At 67.8% G+C, this 23,693-nt stretch carries 26 protein-coding genes and 1 pseudogene; 12 read left to right on the top strand and 15 right to left on the bottom strand.

What is annotated here, in order from left to right; genetic code table 11:
* Positions 1-323 precede the first annotated feature (323 nt).
* A pseudogene (locus NYR58_RS05320) lies at positions 324-569 on the bottom strand (transposase); the annotation flags it as partial.
* Between the two features lie 134 nt (positions 570-703).
* On the opposite strand from NYR58_RS05320, the gene NYR58_RS05325 reads away from it, so the two are divergent.
* Positions 704-1,348 (top strand): plasmid pRiA4b ORF-3 family protein, encoded by a 645-nt coding sequence (locus NYR58_RS05325; protein WP_261519452.1) that lies wholly within the window; start codon positions 704-706, stop codon positions 1,346-1,348.
* 408 nt (positions 1,349-1,756) lie between these two features.
* Here NYR58_RS05325 and NYR58_RS05330 read toward each other — a convergent pair whose 3' ends face one another.
* The 3 genes from NYR58_RS05330 to NYR58_RS05340 form a co-directional block, all read right to left on the bottom strand.
* Entirely contained in the window at positions 1,757-2,020 is a 264-nt protein-coding gene (locus NYR58_RS05330; RefSeq protein WP_261519453.1) for a DUF2312 domain-containing protein, read from the bottom strand.
* A gap of 129 nt (positions 2,021-2,149) precedes the next feature.
* Positions 2,150-2,458, bottom strand: coding sequence for a DUF1244 domain-containing protein (locus NYR58_RS05335; protein WP_261519454.1), 309 nt, complete (start codon positions 2,456-2,458; stop codon positions 2,150-2,152).
* Between the two features lie 15 nt (positions 2,459-2,473).
* Entirely contained in the window at positions 2,474-3,271 is a 798-nt protein-coding gene (locus NYR58_RS05340; protein WP_261519455.1) for an N-formylglutamate amidohydrolase, read from the bottom strand.
* Positions 3,272-3,429: 158 nt separating this feature from the next.
* On the opposite strand from NYR58_RS05340, the gene NYR58_RS05345 reads away from it, so the two are divergent.
* Positions 3,430-3,885, top strand: a complete 456-nt coding sequence (locus NYR58_RS05345; RefSeq protein WP_261519524.1) for a DUF1036 domain-containing protein — start codon at positions 3,430-3,432, stop codon at positions 3,883-3,885.
* On the top strand, positions 3,882-5,318 hold the full coding sequence (gene pyk, locus NYR58_RS05350) for a pyruvate kinase (RefSeq protein WP_261519456.1): 1,437 nt from the start codon (positions 3,882-3,884) through the stop codon (positions 5,316-5,318). Before NYR58_RS05345 ends, pyk begins: the two co-directional genes overlap by 4 nt.
* A gap of 153 nt (positions 5,319-5,471) precedes the next feature.
* Here pyk and NYR58_RS05355 read toward each other — a convergent pair whose 3' ends face one another.
* The 5 genes from NYR58_RS05355 to NYR58_RS05375 all read right to left on the bottom strand — a co-directional run bounded on the left by NYR58_RS05355 (position 5,472) and on the right by NYR58_RS05375 (position 8,242).
* On the bottom strand, positions 5,472-6,050 hold the full coding sequence (locus NYR58_RS05355; RefSeq protein WP_261519457.1) for a tetratricopeptide repeat protein: 579 nt from the start codon (positions 6,048-6,050) through the stop codon (positions 5,472-5,474).
* A 57-nt stretch (positions 6,051-6,107) separates the two neighbouring features.
* Positions 6,108-6,233 carry a type B 50S ribosomal protein L36 gene (gene ykgO, locus NYR58_RS05360; protein ID WP_261519458.1) on the bottom strand — a complete coding sequence of 42 codons (126 nt, stop codon included), beginning with the start codon at positions 6,231-6,233 and terminating at the stop codon, positions 6,108-6,110.
* A 147-nt stretch (positions 6,234-6,380) separates the two neighbouring features.
* Entirely contained in the window at positions 6,381-7,478 is a 1,098-nt protein-coding gene (locus NYR58_RS05365) for a 5-(carboxyamino)imidazole ribonucleotide synthase (RefSeq protein ID WP_261519459.1), read from the bottom strand.
* Positions 7,475-7,969 carry a 5-(carboxyamino)imidazole ribonucleotide mutase gene (gene purE / locus NYR58_RS05370; protein WP_261519460.1) on the bottom strand — a complete coding sequence of 165 codons (495 nt, stop codon included), beginning with the start codon at positions 7,967-7,969 and terminating at the stop codon, positions 7,475-7,477. Before purE ends, NYR58_RS05365 begins: the two co-directional genes overlap by 4 nt.
* Positions 7,970-8,038: 69 nt before the next feature.
* Positions 8,039-8,242, bottom strand: coding sequence for a YdcH family protein (locus tag NYR58_RS05375; protein WP_261519525.1), 204 nt, complete (start codon positions 8,240-8,242; stop codon positions 8,039-8,041).
* A 255-nt stretch (positions 8,243-8,497) separates the two neighbouring features.
* Between NYR58_RS05375 and NYR58_RS05380 the strand changes: the two genes are divergently transcribed.
* On the top strand, positions 8,498-8,677 hold the full coding sequence (locus tag NYR58_RS05380; protein WP_261519461.1) for a YdcH family protein: 180 nt from the start codon (positions 8,498-8,500) through the stop codon (positions 8,675-8,677).
* 70 nt (positions 8,678-8,747) lie between these two features.
* On the opposite strand, the gene NYR58_RS05385 is transcribed toward NYR58_RS05380, so the two are convergent.
* Both NYR58_RS05385 and NYR58_RS05390 read right to left on the bottom strand, forming a co-directional pair.
* A complete protein-coding gene (locus NYR58_RS05385) occupies positions 8,748-10,022 on the bottom strand; it encodes an MFS transporter (protein ID WP_378074682.1) in 1,275 nt (424 codons plus the stop codon).
* A 102-nt stretch (positions 10,023-10,124) separates the two neighbouring features.
* The gene (locus NYR58_RS05390) at positions 10,125-10,310 is read right to left on the bottom strand and encodes a DUF1192 domain-containing protein (RefSeq protein ID WP_261519462.1); all 186 of its coding nucleotides are present in this window, start codon (positions 10,308-10,310) and stop codon (positions 10,125-10,127) included.
* A 162-nt stretch (positions 10,311-10,472) separates the two neighbouring features.
* On the opposite strand from NYR58_RS05390, the gene NYR58_RS05395 reads away from it, so the two are divergent.
* Positions 10,473-11,453 (top strand): NAD(P)H-quinone oxidoreductase, encoded by a 981-nt coding sequence (locus tag NYR58_RS05395; protein WP_261519526.1) that lies wholly within the window; start codon positions 10,473-10,475, stop codon positions 11,451-11,453.
* 57 nt (positions 11,454-11,510) lie between these two features.
* On the opposite strand, the gene NYR58_RS05400 is transcribed toward NYR58_RS05395, so the two are convergent.
* A complete protein-coding gene (locus NYR58_RS05400) occupies positions 11,511-13,712 on the bottom strand; it encodes an esterase-like activity of phytase family protein (protein ID WP_261519463.1) in 2,202 nt (733 codons plus the stop codon).
* Positions 13,713-13,932: 220 nt separating this feature from the next.
* Here NYR58_RS05400 and NYR58_RS05405 point away from each other — a divergent pair, with 220 nt between their 5' ends.
* Positions 13,933-14,649 (top strand): DUF1013 domain-containing protein, encoded by a 717-nt coding sequence (locus NYR58_RS05405; protein ID WP_261519464.1) that lies wholly within the window; start codon positions 13,933-13,935, stop codon positions 14,647-14,649.
* Here NYR58_RS05405 and NYR58_RS05410 read toward each other — a convergent pair.
* On the bottom strand, positions 14,646-15,092 hold the full coding sequence (locus NYR58_RS05410) for a thermonuclease family protein (RefSeq protein WP_261519465.1): 447 nt from the start codon (positions 15,090-15,092) through the stop codon (positions 14,646-14,648). The genes NYR58_RS05405 and NYR58_RS05410 overlap by 4 nt on opposite strands.
* Before the next feature lie 111 nt (positions 15,093-15,203).
* On the opposite strand from NYR58_RS05410, the gene NYR58_RS05415 reads away from it, so the two are divergent.
* Positions 15,204-16,370 (top strand): diphosphate--fructose-6-phosphate 1-phosphotransferase, encoded by a 1,167-nt coding sequence (locus NYR58_RS05415; RefSeq protein WP_261519466.1) that lies wholly within the window; start codon positions 15,204-15,206, stop codon positions 16,368-16,370.
* 31 nt (positions 16,371-16,401) lie between these two features.
* Here the strand turns inward: NYR58_RS05415 and NYR58_RS05420 are convergent, their stop codons facing one another.
* Positions 16,402-17,283, bottom strand: a complete 882-nt coding sequence (locus NYR58_RS05420; RefSeq protein WP_261519527.1) for a LysR family transcriptional regulator — start codon at positions 17,281-17,283, stop codon at positions 16,402-16,404.
* Between the two features lie 140 nt (positions 17,284-17,423).
* Between NYR58_RS05420 and NYR58_RS05425 the strand changes: the two genes are divergently transcribed.
* Both NYR58_RS05425 and NYR58_RS05430 read left to right on the top strand, forming a co-directional pair.
* Positions 17,424-18,920: a CoA-acylating methylmalonate-semialdehyde dehydrogenase gene (locus NYR58_RS05425; RefSeq protein ID WP_261519467.1), complete on the top strand. Its 1,497-nt coding sequence runs from the start codon at positions 17,424-17,426 to the stop codon at positions 18,918-18,920.
* A 245-nt stretch (positions 18,921-19,165) separates the two neighbouring features.
* A complete protein-coding gene (locus tag NYR58_RS05430; protein ID WP_261519468.1) occupies positions 19,166-19,483 on the top strand; it encodes a hypothetical protein in 318 nt (105 codons plus the stop codon).
* Between the two features lie 20 nt (positions 19,484-19,503).
* On the opposite strand, the gene NYR58_RS05435 is transcribed toward NYR58_RS05430, so the two are convergent.
* Complete coding sequence (locus NYR58_RS05435) at positions 19,504-20,163, bottom strand: GntR family transcriptional regulator (protein WP_378074683.1); 660 nt, start codon at positions 20,161-20,163, stop codon at positions 19,504-19,506.
* 105 nt (positions 20,164-20,268) lie between these two features.
* Between NYR58_RS05435 and NYR58_RS05440 the strand changes: the two genes are divergently transcribed.
* From NYR58_RS05440 to NYR58_RS05450, 3 genes are read left to right on the top strand one after another with little or no spacing between them, the layout of a single operon-like run.
* Complete coding sequence (locus NYR58_RS05440) at positions 20,269-21,162, top strand: dihydrodipicolinate synthase family protein (RefSeq protein WP_261519470.1); 894 nt, start codon at positions 20,269-20,271, stop codon at positions 21,160-21,162.
* 12 nt (positions 21,163-21,174) lie between these two features.
* Positions 21,175-22,446, top strand: coding sequence for an NAD(P)/FAD-dependent oxidoreductase (locus NYR58_RS05445; RefSeq protein ID WP_261519471.1), 1,272 nt, complete (start codon positions 21,175-21,177; stop codon positions 22,444-22,446).
* Positions 22,446-23,447: a 4-hydroxyproline epimerase gene (locus NYR58_RS05450; RefSeq protein ID WP_261519472.1), complete on the top strand. Its 1,002-nt coding sequence runs from the start codon at positions 22,446-22,448 to the stop codon at positions 23,445-23,447. The genes NYR58_RS05445 and NYR58_RS05450 overlap by 1 nt, the downstream gene beginning before the upstream one ends.
* Positions 23,448-23,693 lie beyond the last annotated feature (246 nt).

The following is a 23,693-nucleotide window of genomic DNA, read 5'->3' on the forward strand; positions in this document are numbered from 1 at the left end:
TCCAGCCAGCATGTTGAATCAGAATTCACCGCCAAAGGGAATCCCTGCCGATTCAGCCTCGTTTCATCCCGCTCTAGCACTACTTTGGCAGTCTCTCCGGTGAGTACGAAGTGTCGGAGAAACCGTTCCTCATGTGGCACGAAATCGCCCGTTGGAGGCCATTTTTAGATGACCTATGAGGTATGATTTTCCCCATTTCGTTGACCATCGACTAAGGTGCCAAAGTAGTGCTAGGGTCGGGATCTGTAATTTGCAGAGCTTGGCGGTGTTTCCCTCGAGGGTCTCAGGGATCTGGGTATTGTCCAGAATCTTTCGCACATTTCTCACGCGACGGCTCCGGCGGTTGAGGTATGCTCCGCGTAGAGCGGGGCCATGTTCATGTATTTGCGGGTCGACCACTGGGTTCCGGCAATGTGCCTCAACCTGGCCGCGGCCAGGTTGAGGCAGCTCTGCCCGTCGGGGAATGCGCCGACCACCCGCGTGCGGCGGCGGATCTCCTTCATGATGCGTTCCAGCGGGTTGTTGGTCCGGATCTTGATCCAGTGGCTGTCCGGGAAGGCATAGAAGCTCAGCGTCTCGCCGATGCCGTCGGCAACCAGCTCGGCGGCGCGCGAGTTTGTCGATCCTCGCGCGGATTTCGGCTTCGCCGACTTACCGATCTCCTCCCGTGGAACTGGGAGGCGCAATCTGCAAGACTGGCGGCATGAGCAAATCCCCGCAGACCGCCGCATCCGACAGGATCAACGAGATCGCAACGGTCCGCATCGAACTGCGCGACACCGATCCCCTGATCTGGCGCGAGGTCGAGGTGCCGACCTCGATCACCCTGAAGGTGCTGCACGATGTCATCCAGGCCGTGATGGGCTGGTTCGACTATCATCTCTGGGAGTTCACGGTCAACAAGCAGAGATACGGCCTGCCGATGGACGAGGATTGGGGGACGGAGCCGCGCAAGGAGGCGGCCAAGGTGCGTCTGCGCGAAGTCTTGAAGCCTCGCAAGACGATGATCGACTACATCTACGACTTCGGTGACAGCTGGGAGCATCGGCTCACCGTGGCCGACGTCAGGATCGGCGATCCGGAGGCCTCCTATCCGCGCTATGTCGGCGGCGAGAGAAACGCGCCGCCGGAGGATTGCGGCGGAATCCCCGGCTTCTACGACATGCTCGACGCGCTGGCAGATCCGGACCATCCCAACCACGCCGACGCAACTGAATGGGCCGACGATTACGATCCGGACACCATCGACGAACTCCCGATCAAATACGCCCTCTCGCGCATCGCGAACCGCCGCAACGCCGCCAAGGCACGATTGGTCAAGAAGACCCAGCCGAAACCCAGCAATTGATCAAGCCGTCAGCGCCGCGGTGCTCACCGCGGATGGCTACCCCGCACATGCGGGGATAGCCCCCGGAGGCGCACCGAACAGCGGCGTAAGTCTGGGGTTCCCCCGCATGCGGGGATACAGTTTGCTCGCAGCCCCTCTTGAACCTGTCTACAGAAGTGGTATACACGGAAGTGGCCAATACGATGTAAGTGTTTGAAAAAAAATGGTCTTGTGGGGCGTCTTCGGGCCTCCCCTCAGCTCCACCATTTTCCCTGAGGTTCGTTTCTTCGGAAGATCCGCGCCGGCTCGATGGTTGCCCGTGTGGGCGGGCGCATTGGGGGCGGGTGTCGCGGGGCGGGGTTGCCGCTTCCGCCCGGCGCTGAGGCCTGCTGGGCGGCGCGCCATGCCGGGCAGCCGCCGGCAGTGCGGTCACGTCATGCCGAGGGCGGCCTTGTAGAGGTCGATCATCGCTTCCTCTTCCTGGCGTTCGGCCTGGTCCTTCTTGCGCAGGCGCACGATGGTGCGCACGGCCTTGGTGTCGAAGCCGTTGGCCTTCATCTCCGCATAGACCTCCTTGATGTCCTCGGAGATCGCCTTCTTGTCCTCCTCGAGCCGCTCGATGCGCTCGACGAAGGCGCGCAGTTGCCCGGCAGCCACGGTCTGGGCGGTTTCGTTGGTGATGTCGTCGGCCATGGTTCACTCCGGCTGGGAAGGGCGCCCGCGAGTCGGGGCGTGCAGGAAAAGATGCGGTTCGATGCCCCAGCCGCGATCCGAGGTCAAGACGCTCGGGCCCGGCTTTCGCCCGGCCGCGTGAAAGGCGCCTCAGTGGTCGGCCGGGCGGTTCTTCCCGAAGGCGGCCTTCTGGGCCTCGCTCGCCTCGGTCTGGTGCCGGCGCTTCCATGCCTCATAGGGCATGCCGTAGATGATCTCGCGCGACTCGTCCTTCGTCAGCGCGATGCCCGCCGCCTCCGCGGCCTCGCGGTACCAGTTTGACAGGCAGTTGCGGCAGAAGCCGGCAAGGTTCATCAGGTCGATGTTCTGCACGTCGGGGCGTGCGCGCAGATGCGCCACCAGGCGGCGGAAGGCGGCGGCCTCCAGGTCGCGCCTCTGCTCGTCCGAAAGGTCGGTCATGAAAGCCTCCTTGCCTCACAGCGGGCCGGTGCGCGAGCCGGCCATCCTCACCTCGTGCATATCGGGCCGGGCGTTGATGGCGTCAAGGATGGGCGCCAGGCGCTCCGCCCACTCGGCCGCCCCCGCCTCGGCGACGATCAGATCCTGGCGCAGCTCGATCAGCGCGTGGGCAAGGCCCCTGGTGGTGCAGTGGCGGAACATGGTGTCGCCCCTGAGGGCCCCGTCATAGGGCTCGTTGTCGCCCACCACCAGGCCGCGCTCGGCCTGAAGGGCGGCGCGCAAAGGGCGTATGGCGCGCTCGTCGCTGTCCCACAGCAGGCCCACATGCCAGGGGCGCTCCCGCCCCTGCATGAAGGGGGTGAAGGAGTGGATGGAGATGACGAGCGGTGCTGCACCCGAGGCCCGGGCCACCGCCTCGATGAGTGCTGCGACGGCGTCGTGATAGGGATTGTAGAAGCGCTCGATCCGCCGCTTCCGCTCCGCCGCCGTCATCGGATAGTTGCCGGCGATCACGGTACCGTCATAGAGCTGCCGTATCAGCGTCGGATCGTCCGGCCCGCGATTGGGGTCGATGAGCAGCCGCGAGAAGCGCGCCATGACGGCCGGCGCGCCAGTGAGCGCGGCAAGCCGCCGTGTCACCGCCTCCACCCCGATGTCATAGGCGATGTGACGCTCGAATTCGGCCGCCGGCAGCCCGAGATCGCCATACTCTTCGGGCAGGGCATTGCAGGCGTGGTCGGCGACGAGCACGAGCCCCTTGGCGCGGTCGCCTTCCACCAGCTCGTAGGGTGCGAAGGAAGTGTTGCGTGTCATGACCCGGAGATGCGAGGTGACGAATGCCCCCTCTTCCCACGAAGGGCGGGCCGGTGCAACGGGGGCGCGTTGACACGGGCGGCCAGTTTGCCGAAAAGGATGACGATGTCGATTTCTCTTTGCCGGACCTGACGATGCCGTTCGCAAGGCTGCATGGGATGTTGTGGACGGGTGCCGCCCTTCTAGCGCTGGCGGCGGGGCTCGTCTTCGCCGGGGCGGCGCCGGCGCTGGCGGATCTGCGCGTGTGCAACGCGACGCAGAACCTGGTCGGCGTGGCGATCGGCTACCGCGCCCGGGAGGGCTGGATCAGCGAGGGCTGGTGGCGTATAGAGGCGTCGAGCTGCACGACCCTCATCTCCGGGCCGCTGCAGTCTCGCTACTATTATCTCTACGCCGAGGACGCCACCCGCGGCGGCCGCTGGGACGGGCCGGTGCAGATGTGCGTGGCGGACGAGGAGTTCAAGATCGTCGGTGTCAAGGACTGCTTCGCACGCGGTTTCCAGCGCGCCGGCTTCCAGGAACACGATACGGGGGAACAGGAGAATTGGATGGTGCAGCTTACCGACGGCCCCGCAACCGACGGCTCGGCCGTGACGGGAACGGCCAATCCATGAAACGAACCCGCAAGGTCAAGATTCTCGCCACCCTGGGGCCGGCCTCCTCCGAGGAGGAGATGATCGCCAAGCTCTACCAGGCGGGCGCGGACGTGTTCCGAATCAACATGAGCCACACCGACCACGCCTCGATGCGCACCCTGGTGGAGCGCATCCGCGAGGTGGAAAAGCGTGTCGGCCGGCCCATCGGCATTCTCGCCGACCTGCAGGGGCCGAAGCTGCGCGTCGGCACCTTCGCGCAGAAAAGCGTGCGCCTGAAGGTGGGCCAGCAATTCATCCTCGACGACAATGCCGCGCCGGGCGACGAGACGCGCGTGCACCTGCCCCACCCGGAGATCCTGAAGGCGGTCGAGCCGGGCCACCGGCTGCTGATCGACGACGGCCGGCTGCAGCTCGAAGCGGTGAAGACCGACGGGCACGCCATCGTCTGCAAGGTGGTGGCCGGCACCGTCATTTCCGACCGCAAGGGGGTGAGCCTGCCCGACACCGACCTTCCGCTCGGCGCGCTGACCGGCAAGGACCGCAAGGATCTCGAGGCCGTTCTCGCCACCGGCGTGGACTGGATCGCGCTGTCCTTCATCCAGCGTCCCGAGGACCTGGCCGAGGTGCGCAAGGTGGTGCGCGGGCGCGCCTGGCTGATGGCCAAGATCGAGAAGCCGCAGGCGGTGAGGCGCCTGCCGGAGATCATCGAGCTTGCCGATGCGCTGATGGTGGCGCGCGGCGATCTGGGCGTCGAGATGCCGCTGGAGGCGGTGCCCGGCATCCAGAAGCAGATTACGCGGGCCTGCCGGCGCGCCGGCAAGCCCGTGGTGGTGGCCACGCAGATGCTCGAATCGATGATCTCGGCGCCGGTGCCGACCCGCGCCGAGGTCTCCGACGTGGCGACCGCCGTGTTCGAGGGCGCCGACGCGGTCATGCTTTCGGCCGAATCGGCGGCCGGCAGCTATCCGGTCGAGGCGGTGGCGACGATGAACGCCATCGCCGACCGCGTGGAACGCGACCCCACCTATGGCGGGGTGATCAACGCCCAGCGCAGCGAGCCGGAGGCGACGGGGGCTGATGCCATCTCGCTTGCCGCGCGGCAGATCGCCGAGACGCTGAAGCTGTCGGCCATCATTACCTACACCGCTTCCGGCACCACCGGCCTGCGCGCGGCGCGCGAGCGCCCGCACGTGCCCATCATCGCCCTTTCCCCGGTGGTGGAGACGGCGCGGCGGTTGAGCCTGGTGTGGGGCACCCATTGCGTGGTTTCCGACGACGCGACGGACCTCGACGACATGGTGGACCGCGCCTGCCGCATCGCCTATGAGGAGCGCTTCGCAAAGCCCGGCGACCGGGTGATCATCACCGCCGGCGTGCCGCTGCGCACGCCCGGCTCCACCAACATGCTGCGCATTGCCTATATCGGCTCGGACGGGCTGGGCGGGCTTTAGACCGGTTCATCGTTTCAATGAAACGCTGATCCGGTCCATCTATTTGTTTTTGCGGCATTTGTGCGACGCCAGATGATTCCATCTGGTTGCAAAATGCTGTAGGCGCTACCCCGCGCCCGGCCGCATGTCGCGGCGCGCCCTTCCCGCGGGTTCCTACAGCCGCTCGTCGGTCCGCTCTTCGACGATGCGCATGACGGCGCGCTGGGCGCTGCGCTGCATGGGATAGATTTCCAGCATCCGGCGATAGACCGCCAGCGCCTCCTCCTCTCGCCCCACGGCGCGCAGGATGCCGGCCAGACCGCTGAGCGCGCCGAAGTGGCGCGGCTCGATGGCCAGCGCGCGCGACAGGTCGGCCATGGCGCGGTCGTAGTCGTCCATCATCAGATGGACGAGCGCGCGGCTGCTCCAGCCCTCCACGAAATCGGGATAAAGAACCGTCACCTCGTCGAGCAGGTCGAGGGCGACGTGATACTTCTCTTCGGAGACGGCCGCGCGCGCCCATTCGATGAGGAGATCGGCCGTCTCGCCGCCCGAGCGAAGCCATTCCTCGCGGATACGTTCGGCGATGCGGCGGGCGGCTGCCTCGTTGGTTTCCTGCTTCAGATCGGCAAAGAGCTGCTCAAGCCGGTCCGACGCGGGAATCCTGACCGTCGCCTGGCGCGGCTCATCGGCGGCTGCCGGAGCGGCCAGCAGCAGGAAACAGAGACATGCGGAAAGGACGCAATGGCGCATGGGGCAAGCCTATCCGCCCCCGCGGCCGGAGAAAAGTGAAATCCGCGTGAGGAGCGCTCAGCCCTGGCGTGCCTTGAAGCGGGGATTCGACTTGTTGATGATATAGACGCGGCCCTTGCGGCGAACCATGCGGTTCTCGCGGTGGCGGCTCTTCAGCGCTTTGAGCGAATTCTTGATCTTCATGGTCTTGCCCGTCGCAGGACCCTCAGGCCCGAATGAAGGTGATGGCCTTGCGGCCCGAAACGAAAGACGCGCCCACCCGGCGCGCCGCAACTTGCGTGCGGCACATAGACGAGGAAGCCGCGTCGTGTCAACCTTCCTGCGCGCCGGTCAGGCGGGGCTCTTGTCGCCGAGGGGGAAAAGGCGCGTGTAGTGCCCCATCTTGCGGCCCTGCCGGGCCTCGCGCTTGCCATAGAGATGGAGCACCACATCCGGCTCGCTCAGAAGGGCGGGCGCCTCGTCCTGCTCGCGACCCAGCAGGTTCGTCATGATGCAGTTGGCATGGCGGGTGGTGCTGCCGAGCGGCAGGCCGGCAACGGCACGGATGTGCTGCTCGAACTGGGAGACGCGGCAGGCGGCCTCTGTCCAGTGGCCGGAATTGTGCACCCGCGGGGCGAACTCATTGGCGATCAGGCTGCCGTCCGCCATGACGAAGAATTCCACGCCGATGACGCCCACATAGCCGAGCGCCGCCATCAGGGCGAAGGCCGCGGTCCTTGCCGCCTCTTCCGTTTGCGGGGAAATCCGCGCCGGCACGATGGAACGGTGCAGGATGCCGTTCCGATGGATGTTCTCGGCCGGATCGTAGCTGGCCATGGAACCGTCGCGCCCGCGCACCGCGATCACCGAGATTTCGCGCTCGAAGGGCACGAAACCCTCCAGGATGAGGGAGCGGCCGCCCATCGCCGCGCACACGCCCTTCGCCTCCTCCACGGAGGCGCCGCGAAAGACGTGCTGGCCCTTGCCGTCATAGCCGAAGCGGCGCGTCTTCAGCACGCCGTTGCCGTCGAACCTGGCAAGGCCGCGCGTCACGTCGGCATCCTTGTCCACAGAAAAGAAGGGTGCTGTGGACAAGCCGGTGGAATTCAGGAAGATCTTTTCCTCAAGCCGGTCCTGCGAGAATTCCAGCGCTTCGGGCGGCGGAAAGACCGGTACCCGCTCGTTGAGCAGGCGGGCGGCCCCCACCGGAACGTTTTCGAACTCGTAGGTCACGACGTCGCAGGCGTCGGCGAGCCGTTCCAGGGCCTCGTTGTCGTCATAGGGGGCGGCGATGTGCCGCCCCGCCACCTGGGCAGCGGGGCACTCGGCCTGCGGTTCGAGAATGACGGTGCGATAGCCCAGCCGCGCGGCCGCCATGGCGAGCATGCGGCCAAGCTGGCCGCCGCCCATGATGCCGATGGCCGCCCCCGGCGCAAGCGGCGTCTTCATGCCTTCTCCGGCCGCTCGGCCACCCTTTCCGCCTGCGCCGCGCGCCAGGCGTCGAGCCGCCCGGCAAGCGCGGTGTCGGAAAGGGCGAGAACGGCAGCCGCCAGAAGCGCCGCATTCACGGCGCCGGCCCGGCCGATGGCCAGGGTGCCGACGGGAACGCCGGCCGGCATCTGCACGATGGAAAGCAGCGAATCCTGGCCGGACAGGGCATGCGATTGCACCGGAACGCCGAACACGGGCAGCGGCGTGAGCGCCGCCACCATGCCCGGAAGATGGGCCGCGCCGCCGGCCCCGGCGATGATGACGCGGAAACCCTCCGCCCGCGCGCCCCTGGCGAAGGCATAGAGCCTGTCGGGCGTGCGGTGGGCGGAAACGATGCGCGCTTCGTGGCTGATTTCCAGCGCTTCCAGCGTCTCGGCAGCGTGCCGCATCGTCTCCCAGTCAGACTGGCTTCCCATGACGATGGCGACATCGGCGCGCTGGCTGTTCATGACGATGGTCCGCTTTGCTTCACGGCACCGCCTGTAGACAATCGCGCCGCCGACCGCAAGCCCGCCCGCTCAGGCGATGATGTCGGGTATCAGTCGGTCTTCGAGTTCCTTGAGGCGGTCCTTCAGCGCCAGCTTCTTCTTCTTCATGCGCTGGATGCGCAGCGGATCGCAGCCCGACGCAATCATCGCGTCGATGGCGGCGTCGAAATCGGCATGGTCCTGCTTCAAACGGGCAAATTCGCGGCGAATTTCGGCCTGTTCCTGTTCCGACATGTTCACGTCTTTATCGTCTCCGGCGCAGGAAACCCCTTCCGCGCGCCGGAACGCGTGGACACGGGCACCAAGGCCGTTCCCGAATCTCGGGAACAGCGTAGCCTCATACCACATTTCAGGGCTGCGATAAATGCTACCGAAAGGCGTTCGACAAGGGCGCGGGAGAGTGGCAGACTGTCATCGTACCGTCATGGAAAGAGGGTGGGGCTGTGTTCCAGGGCGGTCTTGCGAGGAACCCATTTGAGGAGATGCACCATGTCGCTTGAATCCCATCTTGCAGAGCTGCAGCGCAAGCACGGCGACCTTCAGCGCAAGATCGACGATGCGATGGCGCATCCTTCCGTGGATGCGCTTGAAATTGCCGAGCTCAAGAGACGCAAGCTGGCCATCAAGGACGAGATGCAGAAGCTTCAGGCCGAGCGAACCAGGCACTGACACCCGACATTCCAGGCGGCAACGCCTGCCCGCCGTCCCGGCCTGTCCGGCCGGGCGGCGCCGTGCTGCCTCAGGCTCCCGGCTCGCGGGTATCCTCTGCCGCCGGATCGTCCGTCTCGGAGCGCGGGTCGAGCATGATGGTCTGCGGCGTAACCGTGCGCTCCGATGGCAGCGTCTTGAACGCCTCCCTTTCCTCGAACGGCACCGGGGCGCGCAGCGTCACGCGCAGCACCGCATAAAGGGCGACCCCCAGATGCGCGCCCGCCGTCACCAGAAACAGGCTTTCCGGGCGCATTCCCTCCATGGCAAGGCCGGCGAAGACGGGGCCGGCCATGGTTCCCACGCCATAGAGCAGCAGCAGCCCGCTCGACACCCGGGCGAAGGCGGCCGGCGGGGCATGGTCGTTGGCATGCGCCACGACGATGGAGTAGAGCGTGTAGGCCAGCAGGCCGTAGACGGCGGTGAGCCCGATCACGATGATGCCCGTCCGCGGCGCGGTGAGATACAGCACAAGCCCGATGAGGGCGGAGACGAAGGCGCCGCCGGCGAGCACGAAGCGGCGGTCCGTATGGTCGGACAGGCGGCCGACCGGCATCTGGGCCGCAGCCCCGGCCAGAACGGCCAGGCTCATCATCACGGCGATCTCGAAGGTGGAGATGCCGATCTCGGCGCCGTAGACGGCGCCCAGCGTGCCCCAGGCCCCGTTCGCGACGCCGATCAGCAGGCAGCCCACGAAGGCCACCGGCGAATTGCCGTAAAGCTCCTTGAGGTCGATGGAGACGTCGGCGAGCGGCGCCGGCGTGATGGCCGTCGAGACGGCGGTGGGCAACAGCGCCAGGCAGAACAGGATGCCCGTGGCCATGAACAGCGTGGCGCTGGAGACGTCACCCAGCGTCACCACCATCTGCCCCGCCGTGATGGCCACATGGGTGACCATCATGTAGAGGCCGAAGATGGTGCCGCGCGTCTCGTTGGTGGCGCGCTCGTTGAGCCAGCTTTCGATGACCATGAAGGCACCGGCCATGGTGAAGCCCGTGCAGGCGCGCAGCAGCAGCCAGACGCCGACATTGATCCACATGCCGGCAATCAGCGCGACGATGGCGCCGGAGGCCGCGAATGCGGAGAATGCGCGCACGTGGCCGACGCGGCGCACCAGCCGCGGAGCGAACAGGCAGCCGGCGATGAAGCCGGCCGCCCAGGCGGTGCCCAGAAGGCCGAGGGCGGCCAGCGAGAAGCCTTCCACCTCGCCGCGCAGCGGCAGCAGCAGGCCGTAGAGGCCGGAGCCGGACAGCAGGAACGCCGTTCCGAGCAACAGGGCGACGATGGAACCGAAGGATGAAAGCATGAAGCGGGTCCGCCTCTTTAAAGCCTTGGCCGTTTCAAATGTCGTCTTCGCGTCAGCCGCGCGCGGCGCGTGCGCGCAGGGGCCCGTTCGACGCGGCGCGCCTCACTGGCGCCGGAACAGGGCCTCCGCTGCGGCCTTGGTCGTGTCCTTGGCCTGAAGCTCCCCCTCCAGCCGTCCGATCTCTTCCCTCAGGAGGGCAACCGTGCTTATCAATTCCTCGACGGAGAATGTCGAAACATCCTGGCCGATGGTATATGCCGGCCGTGCCGCCGGAAGCTCCTCCTCCATCGTGCCCAATCCCGATCCGTTGCCACAATTCGAAACCACAATACATAAACGACACACCGGCCGGCAATTCCCGCCGCCGGCCATTGTTCTCGAATCAACAGATTCCAACTGCCCCCGGAAGAAGGCTCAAACATGGCACACAAGGACTCTCTGCCCGACAGGATGACGGTTGTTGCAATCAGCGAATATGGCGGCCCCGCGGTGCTGAAGCCGGAGGAGCGGCCGGTGCCGGCGCCAGGCGAGGGGGAGATCCTCGTCAGAGTGCGGGCGGCCGGTGTCAACCGCCCGGATGTCGCGCAGCGCAAGGGCATCTATCCGCCGCCGCCCGGCGCTTCCAAGCTGCCGGGGCTCGAAGTGGCCGGCGAGGTGGCGGCCGTGGGCGCCGGCGTCGGGCGCTGGCAGGTCGGCGACCGGGTGACGGCGCTGACGCCGGGCGGCGGCTATGCCGAATATTGCATCGTGCACGAATCGAACGCGCTGCCCATCCCCGCGGGCTTCACCTTCACCGAGGCGGCCGCCCTGCCGGAGACCTTCTTCACGGTCTGGCACAATGTCTTCGAGCGCGGCGGACTGAAGGCCGGCGAGACGCTTCTCGTGCATGGCGGCACCTCCGGCATCGGAACCACGGCCATCCAGCTCGCCGTCGCTTTCGGCGCCAGGGTGGTGGCGACTGCCGGCTCGCCCGAGAAATGCGCCGCCTGCACGGCGCTCGGCGCCGAGCGCGCCGTGAACTATCGCCAGGAGGATTTCGTGCAGGCCGTCAAGGAGCTGACGGAGGGGCACGGCGCGGACGTCATTCTCGACATGGTGGGCGGCGACTACGCGCAGCGCAACTACGACGCGGCGGCGGTGGACGGCCGCATCGTGCAGATCGCCATGCTGGGCGGGGCCACGGCGACGGTCGACCTCGGCAAGCTGATGGTGAAGCGGCTCACCCACACCGGCTCGACGCTGCGGCCCCGCTCCGTGGCCTTCAAGGCACGCCTCGCCGCCGAGCTGGAGGCCAGGGTGTGGCCGCTGCTCGCAGCGCGCAAGGTTGCGCCGGTGATGGACATGATCTTCCCCCTGCGGGAGGCGTGGCGCGCGCATGAGCGCATGGAGGAAGGCTCCCATATCGGCAAGATCGTGCTCGACGTGGCGTGAAAAAGCCCCGGCCCTTGGGCCGGGGAGCTTCATGGGCAAGGCGGTTCCCGAAGAGGCTCAGTTCACCGCGTCGAGCGGGCCGAGCCGCATGAAGACGGTCTCGCCCGACGAATCGTCCACACCGTCATTGTCGGTGACGAAATAGGCCTCGCCCGCCGCGTCGACGGCAAAGCCCTCGATCTTGTCGACCACATAGCCGTTGGTGGCGGTGCGCATGTCCTCGATCAGGTCGCGCACCAGCACCTTCTCGACGATCGGCAGCGCGCCGTCCAGCGGGGCGGGGCTGAACCCGTCGAGCGCCACGCCATAGAGGCGCTTGATGCGGGCGGCGGTGCCGATCTGGTTGTCGCGCTCGACGATGTAGAGCGTGCCGTCGTGGGCGGTGATCTCGGAAAGGCCCACCCAGCCCGTCTCCGCCTCGTCCAGGCGATAGCGGACGGCCGACCACTCGCCGGTGGCGGGCTTGTAGGCGACGAGCTTCACCTGCCCTTCCGGATCGTCCTTCCAGGGGCGTTGCATGGCCATGACCAGCATGCGCTCCTCCCCATCGCCCACGCGCGTGATGCCCTCCATGCCGAAGCGGATCTCGTGGGCGAGAAGCTCCGGCGGCAGGGCGATCTCCTGGGTGATCTCGCCGTCGGCATCAACATGCAGGAGGGCATGTGGGACGAGCCGGTCCGTGCGGCCCTCGGAGGCCAGCCAGAAACCGCCCTCGCCATCGGCGACGATGCCTTCGAGGTCCAGCTTCTGGGCGGGCTGGCCGCCGCGTCTGACCACGATCTTGCGGCTGATCCGCGCCGGCGCCGTGCGTGCGTCGATGACGAAGATGGCCGGCTCGGCACCGTAGAAGGAATCGGAGACGGCATAGAGGCGGCCCGGCTGCGCGGGATCGGCGGCCAGGCCGGAAAGGGCGCCCCAGCCGATGGGCCGGCCGTTCTCCATGACGGAGCGGATCGTCGGATAGGCGGGCGCGTCTTCCGACAGCGCGTAGATCATCACATGCGAGCGGGCGCCGCCGTCCTCCACCATGTCCTCCTCGTTGGCGGTCACCAGCAGGTTGCGCCCGGGGATGGCCAGCACGCCTTCCGGGCCGACGCCGGAGGGCAGCACCTGCACGAATTCCGGGTCGGCGCCGGTGTCGCGATACACACCCACCAGCGAGGCACGCTCCAGCGCCACGAAGAGGTAGGACGCGTCGCCATAGGCGGCCGCCTCCAGGCCCTCCGGCTCGGCGCCCTTGGCATCGGAGCGCTTGTCGGGATAGTGGCCGGCAAGGGCCGCCTGATGTTCGAGCCGGGCGCCCGAATCGTAGAGAACGTCGCCGCCTTTCGAGAAGATGGTGAAGCTGCGCGCCCCGCCCTCGTAGTCGCCCTCGTTGGCGACCACCAGGCGCTCATCATCCAGCCACTTCACGGCGTCGGGCTCGCGCCGCAGATCCCCGGCCGCCTGGTCGAAGCGCAGCGCCCCGTCGTCCAGAAGGTCGACATTCTCGACGCTGCCGGCGCCGGCGGAAAAGTGGCCGGTCACTTCGCCGGTCTCGGCGGAGACGATGACGACATGGTTGTTTTCCTGCAGGGTGACGGCAATCTCTCCGGCGGCGTTGAAGTCCACGAACTCGGGCTCGGGGTCTTCCGGGGCCACCTCCGCCAGGCCCGTCAGGTCCACGGTCCTGGCGCTGTCGCAATCGGGAACGCCGGCGGCGAGCGCGAAAATCTGCAGCGTGCCGGCCGGCATCTGCGGCAGCGCGCCATCGTTCAGGTCCTCGTCGCGCTCGTTCTCGATGGCAACGGCCAGGAAACGGCCGTCCCTGCTGACGGCCACCGAGTCGGGCTGGCCGGCAAGCGCGCAGGAGGGCTCGCCCGTCCTGTCCGCGATGTCGAGGAGAACAAGCCTTCCCGAGGGCTCCGTGTAGCTTTCGGAGGTGTTGACGGCGGCGATTGCCTTCGCGCCGGCGACCGCCACCGAGGTCGGCTCGCCTTCCACCTCGATCAGCCCGCCGGCGCGGGGCGCGCGCGGATCGGCGATGTCGACGAAGCCGATGGCCCCCAGCGGGCTGTCGGAATAGATGAGCGTGTTGCCGTCCTCGCTGGCGGCGATGATCTCCGCGGAGGTCACGCTCTGCGCATCGGTGCCGGCGGGCAGATTCTCTGCCACCGGAAAGGTGGCGATGCGGTTGAAGGCCATGTCGGCAAGCGCCGGCATGGCGGTGGCCGTCGAAAGCGCTGCGGCAAGCGCGCCCAGAAGCCGGTATCGAGCCATCGTCGTCTCCCTCTCGCTGATCGGAAAGGGCCTTAATGGAAGAGTACGATTGCAGGCGCGTGACGCGGCGATGACGTTTCGGTGACGGCGCGTGCATTGCCTGTCCGACAGGCGCCTTGCCTCGCCTGGCGTTTGCCACTATATAGCCGGGCAATTCCCAAAACGGTGGTAAGGACCACCGCCCGCGCCAGGGACGCGGGCGAGGACAGGATGTTTTGCAATGGCCAACACGCTTCTCATGCCCAAGGCGACTGCCGTCTGGCTGGTGGACAACACGGCGCTGACCTTCGATCAGATCGCCGAGTTCTGCAATCTCCACCCGCTGGAGGTGAGCGCCATCGCCGATGGCGAGGCCGCGCAGGGCATCAAGGGCATGGACCCGGTGATGACCGGGCAGCTCACCCGCGAGGAGATCGCCCGCGGCGAGGCCGATCCGAACCACAAGCTGAAGCTGTCCGAGCCGAAGGTGCGGGTGCCGGAGACGAAGCGCAAGGGGCCGCGCTACACCCCGCTTTCCAAGCGGCAGGACCGGCCCAACGCCATTTTGTGGCTGGTGCGCAACCACCCCGAGCTGAAGGATGCGCAGATCTCGCGTCTCGTCGGCACCACCAAGTCGACCATCGAGCAGATCCGCAACCGCACCCACTGGAACTCGGCCAATCTGGTGCCGATGGACCCGGTGACCCTCGGCCTGTGCTCGCAGATCGAACTCGACATGGAGGTCAGCCGCGCCGCGCGCTACGCGCCGCCGCAGGCGCCGGCCGGCGACACGCTGCTGCCGGCCTCGGAGACGGAGAACATGCCCGTCGAGGAGGGCGCGTCCAGGGTGCCTGAGGAAGAGGAGGAGAAGGAGCTCGACGCCGACGCGGTGTTCGCCAAGCTCTCCTCCCTCAAGTCCTCGCGCGACGAGGACGAGGAAGACGACGACAGGCGCTAACGGCAGGCGCTTTCGCGCCGTCCGCCGCGATAGGGACGCGCAAGCGCATCCGCGAGCAGGCGTTCGGCCACGGCCTCTCCCGTCTCGGTCGTCACATCGGCCAGCACGCGGCCGTAATATTTGCCGCCGGCGATGTTGCGCATGCGCACGGTGGCGCCGCCGATCATGCCTTCGAGGGCAGCCCGCGCCCGCTCTCCCGCCGCCTTCTCCGCCGCGCAGCGGCTGCGAATCTCCGGCGCGTCGATGCCGCGCAGGCGCACGCGGACACGCAGCGTCTGGCCCGGCCAGATGTGCGCCTGCGCATCGAATGTGTCGCCGTCGATCACCCGCACCACCCGCGCCTCCACCGGCCCCGCAAACAGCTCGCCGGCAGGGGCCGGCCGACAGCACGGCGCGACGAGGAGGGCGCAGAACAACAGACGGGTGGTCGGTCGAGGGCGCATAGAGAGGAATTTATTCCTTTTCCTTTCGCCGCGCAAGCCCGGGCCGGCATCTTGTTTCGCTGCCCCGGCCTGGCTTATCGTGCGGGCGGGCGGCGAGAGGAGCGAGGCGCCATGGCCGAGACATTCGTCATTGCACAGGGTGGCGGGCCCACCGCCGTCATCAACCAGACGGTGGCGGGTGCGACGCTTGAGGCCCGCCGGCGCTTTCCCGGCTGCAGGGTTCTGGGTGCCCTGCATGGCGTGCGCGGCGTGCGCGACGGCCGCTTTGTCGTCCTGTCGGACCTTCCGGAGGAGGCGCTGCGCGCCATGGCGGCAACGCCCGGCGCCGCCCTCGGCTCGACGCGCGACAAGCCCGATGCGGCCTATTGCGACGCCATTCTCAAGGGGCTCAAGCAGGCCGGCGCCGATGCCTTCATCTATATCGGGGGCAACGATACGGCGGGCACGCAGGGCATTCTCGCCGATGCCGCGGGCGGGCGCATCGCCTGCGTGCACGCGCCAAAAACCATCGACAACGACCTGGTCGAGAACGACCATACGCCCGGTTTCATCTCGGCCGGAGCCTTCGTGGCCGGCGCGTTCCTGAGCGTCGATCTCGATTTCAGGGCGCTGCCGGGCGTCTATGTGGGAATCGTCATGGGCCGCCATGCCGGCTTCCTCACCGCCGCCGCCGCGGCGTGGCCGCTGGACGCGGCGGGCGCGCCGCATCTCGTCTATGTGCCGGAGCGGCCGTTCGAGCGGGCGCGCTTCGCGGAGGATGTGCGCGCGGTGCTGGGTCGTCATGGGCGCTGCATCGTCGCCATGTCCGAGGGCGTGGCCGACGCGGAAGGGCGCTCGTTGGTGGAAACCCTGGTGCCGCGGGAGCTGCAGGAGCGCGACCCGCACGGCAATCTGCGCCTTTCCGGCAGCGATCTGGGCCAGGCGATCGAGCGCATCCTGGCCGAGGACCTGGCCGGCACGCGCGCACGCGTCGACACCTTCGGCTATCTGCCGCGCGGCAACATCGCCACGATCGACGAGACCGACGCACGCGAGGCCCGCGAGGCCGGCGCCTTCGCCGTGGAGGCGGCGGAAAGGGGCGGCGGTTCGGTGGCGTTGCAGTTCGACGGCTCGGGCACCGTGTGCCGGCTGGTGCCGCTTGACGCGGTGGCCGGCAGGACGCGCCACATGCCGGCCGACTTCCTGCACCCGGAGGAAAACCGCATCTCGGATGCCTGCCGCGCCTATCTGGCCCGCCTGCTGCCGCGCAGGCATGCACCGGCGGTGCCCTTCGTGTGAGCGCCTTGCCCCATCGGCCTTGCGCCGCGCCTCACACGAACAGCGCCCGTTCAGCCTCCACGATTTCGCCGATGAAGGCGGCGACCGCCTGGATGCGCCGGGTGGGGCGCATGGACTCGTGATAGACCAGCCAATAGCTGCGGCGGATGGGCCTTGCGAAGGGCACCGGCACCAGGTCCTCGTGGGCGCGGGCGATGAAGGTGTGCAGGATGCCGATGCCGGCGCCGGCGCGCACCGCCTCCACCTGGCCCATGGCAGAGGAGACGGCGAAGGCGGCATCCCAGCTTTCCGAGATCTCCGTGGCGTAGTCGAGCGTCGGGCTGATGACGAGGTCGGGCACATAGCCCACCAGGCGGTGGCGGGCAAGCGCCTGTGCGTCCTCGGGCAGGCCATGGGCGCGCGCATAAGCGCGCGAGGCGTATAGGCCCAGGGTGTAGTCCACCAGCTTGCCGGCCACCAGCCGGCCCTCCGTCGGCCGGTCGACGGTGATGGCGATGTCGGCCTCGCGCCGCGACAGCGAGAAGGAGCGCGGCACCGGGACGAGCTGGATGGCAAGGCCCGGATGGCGCTCGACGAGGCGGCCAAGCCGCGGGGCCAGGAAGACGGTGCCGAACCCGTCAGGCGCCCCGATGCGCACCGTGCCCGACACCGCCTCACCCTCGCCGGCGATCGCAGCGCGGGCGGAGATCATGTCCGCCTCCATGCGTTCGGCCACGAGGAGCAGGCGCTCGCCCGCCGGCGTCAGCTCGCTGCCGGTGGTCAGCCGGTGGAACAGCCTGGCGCTGAGGGCCCGCTCCAGCGCCGCGATGCGGCGCGACACCGTCGCGTGGTTGAGGCCCAGCCGCCTTGCGGCGCCCAGAATCTGGCCGGCGCGGGCCACCGCCAGGAAGATGCGCACGTCGTCCCAGTTCACCGCCGCCTCATACACGATTTTCCGCACGGCCTTTTTATCAATACTATAAAATCTGCACAACGGATGCGATTTTCCTCGCGTTGCATTCGGCGCGGGGACGCGGGACAATCCACCATCACCAAATGCAGGGAGAGACTCTCATGGAGGAGATCGGTCATTTCATCGGCGGCAAGCGTGTCGCAGGCCAGAGCGGGCGGACGCAGGACGTCATGCAGCCCATGGACGGGTCGGTGCGCGCGCATGTGGCGCTTGCCTCGGCCGCGGAGGTGCGCCAGGCGGTGGAGAACGCCAAGGCGGCACAGCCCGAATGGGGGGCCACCAACCCGCAGCGCCGCGCGCGCGTGCTCATGAAGTTCCTGGAGCTCGTGCACAAGGAATATGACGCGCTTGCCGAACTTCTGGCGCGCGAGCACGGCAAGACCATCGCCGACGCGAAGGGCGACATTCAGCGCGGTCTGGAGGTCGTGGAGTTCTGCATCGGCGCACCGCACCTGATGAAGGGCGAATATACCGAAAGCGCGGGCCGGGGCATCGATACCTATTCGATGCGCCAGCCGCTCGGCGTGGTGGCCGGCATCACGCCCTTCAACTTTCCGGCGATGATACCGCTCTGGAAGATCGCGCCGGCCATCGCCTGCGGCAACGCCTTCATCCTGAAGCCGTCGGAGCGCGACCCCGGCGTGCCCATGCGGCTTGCCGAACTGTTCGTCGAGGCGGGCCTGCCTGCCGGCATCCTCAACGTCGTCAACGGCGACAAGGAGGCCGTGGACGCCATCCTCGACGACCCGGACATCAAGGCGGTGGGTTTCGTCGGCTCGACGCCGATCGCCAAGTACATCTACGGCCGGGCGGCGGCCAACGGCAAGCGGGCGCAATGCTTCGGCGGTGCCAAGAATCACCTCATCATCATGCCCGACGCCGACATGGACCAGACGGTGGACGCGCTCATCGGCGCGGGCTACGGCTCGGCGGGCGAGCGCTGCATGGCCGTCTCGGTTGCCGTGCCGGTGGGCAGGGAGACGGCGGAACGGCTGGTGGAGAAGCTGGTGCCGCGGGTGGAGAGCCTCAAGGTCGGCCCCTCCACGGACGCTTCGGCCGATTTCGGGCCCCTGGTCACCAGGGAGGCGCTGGAGCGCGTGAAGGGCTATGTCGATCTCGGCGTGAAGGAAGGCGCCAAGCTGCTGGTCGACGGCCGGAACTTCAGGATGCAGGGCTATGAGAACGGCTACTATATGGGCGGCTGCCTGTTCGACGAGGTGACGCCCGAAATGCGCATCTACAAGGAGGAGATCTTCGGTCCCGTCCTGTCCATCGTGCGCGCGGAGAACTACGAGGAGGCGCTCAGGCTGCCCACGGAGCACGAATACGGCAACGGCGTGGCCATCTTCACGCGTGACGGCGATGCGGCGCGCGATTTCGCGGCGCGCGTGGATGTCGGCATGGTGGGCGTCAACGTGCCGATCCCGGTGCCCATCGCCTACTACACCTTCGGCGGGTGGAAGGCCTCCGCCTTCGGCGACCTGAACCAGCATGGCCCGGATGCCTTCCGCTTCTATACCAAGACGAAGACCGTCACCTCGCGCTGGCCGAGCGGGGTGAAGGAGGGGGCGGAATTCGTCATCCCCACCATGCGATAGGCCGCGCCCCGGCCGACCTGCGCGGGACACATGCCGCTCGCGCGAAATTGACGGCCTGCCCCTTGCCGGGGCGGGCCGTCGGCGCCATGTCTGCAACAGGGACATGCAGTCCCTGATGCCGGAACGCTGAAACGCAAAGGAGCGAAACGGTGATCGACAATCCGTCGAGCCCGTCGTCCGTTCCGGCAAGCTGAGGCGCCCGACCGCACCTCCGTTTGCCGGCGACGACGGCAAGGGAGGTGCCCATGGCACGCAATTTCGTGAAACTTGCCCTGGCGGCGCTGCTTGCCACCGCCGCCGCCGCGGCCGCCGTCGCCCAGCCCATCCACTGCGGGGCGCGCGGCGAGATGGTGAAGGTGCTGAGCGAACGCTTCGAGGAGCGCCAGCGTGGCTATGGCCTGGTGGGCAACCGGGCCATCGTCGAGCTCTTCCTGTCGCCCGCCGGCACGTGGACCATCCTTCTGACAGGCCCCGACCGGCGCACGTGCATCGTTGCGGCCGGCACGGAGTGGGAGGAGATTCCCGTTCCGCCCGGTCATGATGTCGGCTGGCGGAGGAATTGAGCGGGCCTGCCGCGGCCGCGTCAAGGGCGCACTGCGGCCTCCGCGTGTTCGCGCAACAGCCCCATCAGCGCCTCCGCCTCGCGGCCAGCCCTTTCGGCATCGCCGTCGAGAATGGCGGAGATGATGCGCACATGCTGCTCGGCGGCGCGGGCGAGGCCGCAATCGGCCTGATAGCGAAACCAGAAGCGGCGGCTGTGCGTCTGCAACGGAGCGGCGACGCGGGCGGCAAACGGATTGTCGGCCGCCGCCGCCACGGCCTCATCCAGCTCCTTGTCGGCCTCCAGAAAGGCCAGCGCGCTGCCGCTCACCACCGCCTTCTCCATGGCCAGCGCGGCGGCGCGGAAGCGGGCCGCCGTCTCGGCGGTGCCAAAGCGTGCCGCAGCGCGCGCCAGGGTCGCCTCGACGCCGCGGCGCGCGTCGATCACCTTCAGCCAGTCGCCGGCGGCCAGGGGCGCGATGGCCAGGCCGGCGCGCGGGCGCACCTCCATCAGCCCCTCCCAGGCAAGCCGCTGGATCGCCTCGCGCACGGGCGTGCGGCCGAGCCCCAGCCGGGCGATCAGTGCGCCCTCCGTTGTCACGGAACCGGGTGCAAGCTCCAGCGTGACCACCATGCGCTCCAACGCACGATAGGCTTTCCCGGCAACGCGTTCGTTCGGCTGCTCTTTCAAATCGCCCGCCATCCAACTGCCTTGATATTTCGTCCATATATCAACTCGATCCCGCCATTGACAGGGCCTGTGCACATGTAATATATTACTGATATATCAGATGGAGACGCATTGCCGATGTGGAGTGGAATCCTTCCTGCCGTCACCACCAAGTTCACGCCCGACGATGCGCTCGACCATCGGGAAATGGAGCGCTGCTTCGGGCTTCTCATGGATGCGGGCTGCGACGGGCTCATCGTTGCCGGATCGCTCGGCGAGGGGCCGATGCTCACCCATGAGGAGAAGCTCGAGGTGTTGAAGACGGCGCGCGCCGTGGCCGGCGGCAAGCCCGTGCTGCTGACCGTAAACGAGGCGGCCACCCGCGATGGCGCGGCCCTTGCCCGGCGCGCGGCGGCGGCCGGCGCCGACGGGCTGATGGTCGTGCCGAGCCCCATCTACCACACCGACGAGCGCGAGACCGTGGACACGCTCAAGGCGGTGGCGGCGGCCGGCGGGCTGCCGGTGATGATCTATTCCAACCGCGTCGCCTACCGCGTGGATGTGACGGTGCCGGTGATGGAGGCGCTGGCCGGCGACGAGCTGTTCGTCGCCATCAAGGAATCGAGCGACGACATTCGCAGGACCACCGAGATCATCAATGCCTTCGGCGATCGCTTCGCGGTGTTGACGGGCGTCGACAATCTGGCCTTCGAGGCGCTCGTTGCCGGTGCGGTCGGCTGGGTGGCCGGCCTCGTGACGGCCTTCCCGCGCGAGACGGTGGCCATCCTCCGGCTGGTTAAGGCCGGGCGGCTTGAGGAGGCGCGTGCCATCTATCGGTGGTTCCGGCCGCTGCTCGATCTCGACGTTTCCACCTATCTGGTGCAAAACATCAAGCTGGCCGAGGCAATCGAGATCGGCTCCAACGAGCGCGTGCGCATGCCGCGCCAGCCCCTCCAGGGGGAGAGGCGGGCGCAGGTGGAGAAGATCGTGCGTGCGGCAATCGCCAGCCGGCCCGAACTGCCGGCGACCTGAGAGGAGCGTGCGGTGGGGGGAAAGACGGCGCGGGACGCGCAGATCATCGTCATCGGCGGCGGCATCGTCGGCATCGCCGTGGCTGCCTATCTGGCCGAGGCGGGGCGCGACGTGCTGGTGCTCGACCGCTCGGGCATCTGCGAGGAGACGAGCTCCGGCAATGCCGGCGCGCTGGCCTTTCCCGACATCCTGCCGCTGGTGCACAAGGACATGCTCTCCCAGGTGCCGCGCTGGCTGGCCGATCCGCTGGGTCCGCTGTCCATTCCGCCCGCCTACATGCCGCGGCTTCTGCCGTGGCTGTGGCGGTTCCTGCGCGCCGGAAGGTCGTCCAACTTTGCCGCGGCGATGGCCGCGCAGGCGTCGATGATGCGCCTTGCGGAGCGGGAGTGGTCCGGCCTGATGATCCGATCCGGCACGGCCGACATGCTGCGCGAGGACGGGGCGCTGGAGCTCTATGAGAGCGAGGAGGAGTTTCGCGCTGCCGAGGAGGGATGGGCGGCGCGCAGGCGCCTGCACATCCCCTTCCGGCATCTGGAGCGGGAGGAGATCGCCGCCTATCAGCCGGGTCTTTCGGAGTGCTTCGTGCGGGCCACCTTCATGCCGGGCTGGAAGACGGTGGCCGATCCGCAGCGCCTGGGCCAGGCGGTCTGGGCCTATGCGGAGCGCAACGGCGCCCGCTTCATGCCGGCCACCGTCGCCGCGGCCAGGGCGGAAGGGGAGGGCGTGGCCGTTCAGCTCTCCGGCGGGCGCAGGCTTCTCTGCGACAGGCTGGTGGTGGCCGCCGGCGCCTGGTCGCGGCCCTTCGCCGCCGCCTTCGGCGACCGGGTGCCGCTGGAAACCGAGCGCGGCTACAACACCACCCTGCCGCCCGACGCCTTCGAGGTGAAGAGGCAGCTCATCTTCGCCCGCCACGGCTTTGTCGTCACGCCGCTCGAGGGCGGCCTGCGCATCGGCGGGGCGGTGGAGTTCGGCGGGCTGAAGCGTCCGCCCAACTATGCGCGCTCGCGTGCCATGCTGGAAAAGGCCGCCCGCTTTCTGCCCGGACTCAGGACGCAGGGCGGACGGCAGTGGATGGGCTATCGCCCGTCCCTGCCCGACTCGCTGCCGGTGATCGACCGCGCCTGGCGCGCGCCGCGCGTGCTCTATGCCTTCGGGCACGGCCATCTGGGGCTCACCCAGGCGGCGGCGACCGGGCGCTTGATTCGCGACCTGGTGCTGGAGCAATCTCCACCGATCGACCTGCGCCCCTTCCGGGCGCGCCGCTTCAGGAGCCATGGGCTGTGATGGCGAGACACACTTTCTTCTGCATAGACGGGCATACCTGCGGCAACCCCGTGCGCCTGGTGGCGGGCGGCGGACCGCAGCTCCGCGGCGCCAGCATGATCGAGCGGCGCGCCCATTTCATGGCCGACCATGACTGGATCCGCACCGGGCTGATGTTCGAGCCGCGCGGCCACGACATGATGTCCGGCTCGATCCTCTATCCGCCGACGCGCGAGGATTGCGACATCGGCGTTCTCTACATCGAGACGTCGGGCTGCCTGCCCATGTGCGGCCACGGCACCATCGGCACCGTCACCTTCGCCATCGAGCATGGGCTGGTTAAGCCGAAGACGCCGGGCGTGCTGCGCCTCGACACGCCGGCCGGGCTGGTGGTGGCCGATTACCGGCAGGAGGGCGCGTATGTGGAAGAGGTGCGCATCACCAACGTGCCGGCCTTCCTGCTTGCCACGGATCTGGTGGTGGAATGCCCGGATCTCGGGCCCTTGCGCGTCGATGTCGCCTATGGCGGAAATTTCTACGCCATCATCGACGCGCAGGAGAACTTCCGCGACATCGCCGATCACGGGGCGAGCGACCTCGTGCGCTGGAGCCCGGTGCTGCGCGAGCGGCTCAACGCGATGCATGACTTCGTGCATCCCGAGGAGCCGTCGATTCGCGGTGTCAGCCACATTCTGTGGACGGGACGGCCCACCAGCGAGGCCGCACACGCCCGCAACGCCGTCTTCTACGGCGAGAAGGCCATCGACCGCTCGCCCTGCGGCACCGGCACCTCGGCGCGCATGGCGCAGCTTCATGCCAGGGGGCGGCTGAAGGCGGGGGAGCCCTTCGTCCACGAATCCATCATCGGATCGCTCTTCAAGGGGCGTATCGAGAAGGAGACGGAGGTGGCAGGCCGGCCGGCCATCGTGCCCTCCATCGCCGGCTGGGCGCGCGTGACCGGGCTCAACACCATCTTCATCGACGAGCGCGACCCCTTTGCGCGGGGCTTCACCGTGCGCTAGCCTGTTGTCAGTGGGAGGTGGGAGACGCAACAATCTGGCTCATATGCAGAAATCGGGGAAAAATTCTTCGAAACAATGTGAAAAAACTGGCACTCAAGGCAAGGACATTGCACAGTGCCGATGCTAGCTTCCGCGCCAACACGCAGCTCTGCGGGGAAGCCTAAGAACAAGATCGAGGGGGCGAGCCGGCCGATGCGGCGCCGGCGGCTCCGAACGGTCAAGGGGAACAACAACAAGGGATGCGCC

The sequence above is a fragment of the Chelativorans intermedius genome, from assembly GCF_025398255.1.
Taxonomy (GTDB): domain Bacteria; phylum Pseudomonadota; class Alphaproteobacteria; order Rhizobiales; family Rhizobiaceae; genus Chelativorans; species Chelativorans intermedius.

Excerpts from the sequence above, each read along its gene's own strand:
- NYR58_RS05365 (WP_261519459.1), bottom strand. The coding sequence starts at position 7,478 with ATGAAGACGCCGCTTGCGCCGGGGGCGGCCATCGGCATCATGGGCGGC.
- NYR58_RS05410 (WP_261519465.1), bottom strand. The coding sequence starts at position 15,092 with ATGCGCCCTCGACCGACCACCCGTCTGTTGTTCTGCGCCCTCCTCGTC.
- NYR58_RS05325 (WP_261519452.1), top strand. The coding sequence starts at position 704 with ATGAGCAAATCCCCGCAGACCGCCGCATCCGACAGGATCAACGAGATC.
- NYR58_RS05345 (WP_261519524.1), top strand. The coding sequence starts at position 3,430 with ATGTTGTGGACGGGTGCCGCCCTTCTAGCGCTGGCGGCGGGGCTCGTC.
- NYR58_RS05385 (WP_378074682.1), bottom strand. The coding sequence starts at position 10,022 with ATGCTTTCATCCTTCGGTTCCATCGTCGCCCTGTTGCTCGGAACGGCG.
- NYR58_RS05450 (WP_261519472.1), top strand. The coding sequence starts at position 22,446 with ATGGCGAGACACACTTTCTTCTGCATAGACGGGCATACCTGCGGCAAC.
- NYR58_RS05430 (WP_261519468.1), top strand. The coding sequence starts at position 19,166 with ATGGCACGCAATTTCGTGAAACTTGCCCTGGCGGCGCTGCTTGCCACC.
- NYR58_RS05375 (WP_261519525.1), bottom strand. The coding sequence starts at position 8,242 with ATGTCGGAACAGGAACAGGCCGAAATTCGCCGCGAATTTGCCCGTTTG.
- NYR58_RS05425 (WP_261519467.1), top strand. The coding sequence starts at position 17,424 with ATGGAGGAGATCGGTCATTTCATCGGCGGCAAGCGTGTCGCAGGCCAG.
- NYR58_RS05405 (WP_261519464.1), top strand. The coding sequence starts at position 13,933 with ATGGCCAACACGCTTCTCATGCCCAAGGCGACTGCCGTCTGGCTGGTG.
- pyk (WP_261519456.1), top strand. The coding sequence starts at position 3,882 with ATGAAACGAACCCGCAAGGTCAAGATTCTCGCCACCCTGGGGCCGGCC.
- NYR58_RS05340 (WP_261519455.1), bottom strand. The coding sequence starts at position 3,271 with ATGACACGCAACACTTCCTTCGCACCCTACGAGCTGGTGGAAGGCGAC.
- purE (WP_261519460.1), bottom strand. The coding sequence starts at position 7,969 with ATGAACAGCCAGCGCGCCGATGTCGCCATCGTCATGGGAAGCCAGTCT.
- NYR58_RS05400 (WP_261519463.1), bottom strand. The coding sequence starts at position 13,712 with ATGGCTCGATACCGGCTTCTGGGCGCGCTTGCCGCAGCGCTTTCGACG.
- NYR58_RS05435 (WP_378074683.1), bottom strand. The coding sequence starts at position 20,163 with ATGGCGGGCGATTTGAAAGAGCAGCCGAACGAACGCGTTGCCGGGAAA.
- NYR58_RS05415 (WP_261519466.1), top strand. The coding sequence starts at position 15,204 with ATGGCCGAGACATTCGTCATTGCACAGGGTGGCGGGCCCACCGCCGTC.
- NYR58_RS05390 (WP_261519462.1), bottom strand. The coding sequence starts at position 10,310 with ATGGAGGAGGAGCTTCCGGCGGCACGGCCGGCATATACCATCGGCCAG.
- ykgO (WP_261519458.1), bottom strand. The coding sequence starts at position 6,233 with ATGAAGATCAAGAATTCGCTCAAAGCGCTGAAGAGCCGCCACCGCGAG.
- NYR58_RS05330 (WP_261519453.1), bottom strand. The coding sequence starts at position 2,020 with ATGGCCGACGACATCACCAACGAAACCGCCCAGACCGTGGCTGCCGGG.
- NYR58_RS05440 (WP_261519470.1), top strand. The coding sequence starts at position 20,269 with ATGTGGAGTGGAATCCTTCCTGCCGTCACCACCAAGTTCACGCCCGAC.
- NYR58_RS05335 (WP_261519454.1), bottom strand. The coding sequence starts at position 2,458 with ATGACCGACCTTTCGGACGAGCAGAGGCGCGACCTGGAGGCCGCCGCC.
- NYR58_RS05395 (WP_261519526.1), top strand. The coding sequence starts at position 10,473 with ATGACGGTTGTTGCAATCAGCGAATATGGCGGCCCCGCGGTGCTGAAG.
- NYR58_RS05380 (WP_261519461.1), top strand. The coding sequence starts at position 8,498 with ATGTCGCTTGAATCCCATCTTGCAGAGCTGCAGCGCAAGCACGGCGAC.
- NYR58_RS05355 (WP_261519457.1), bottom strand. The coding sequence starts at position 6,050 with ATGCGCCATTGCGTCCTTTCCGCATGTCTCTGTTTCCTGCTGCTGGCC.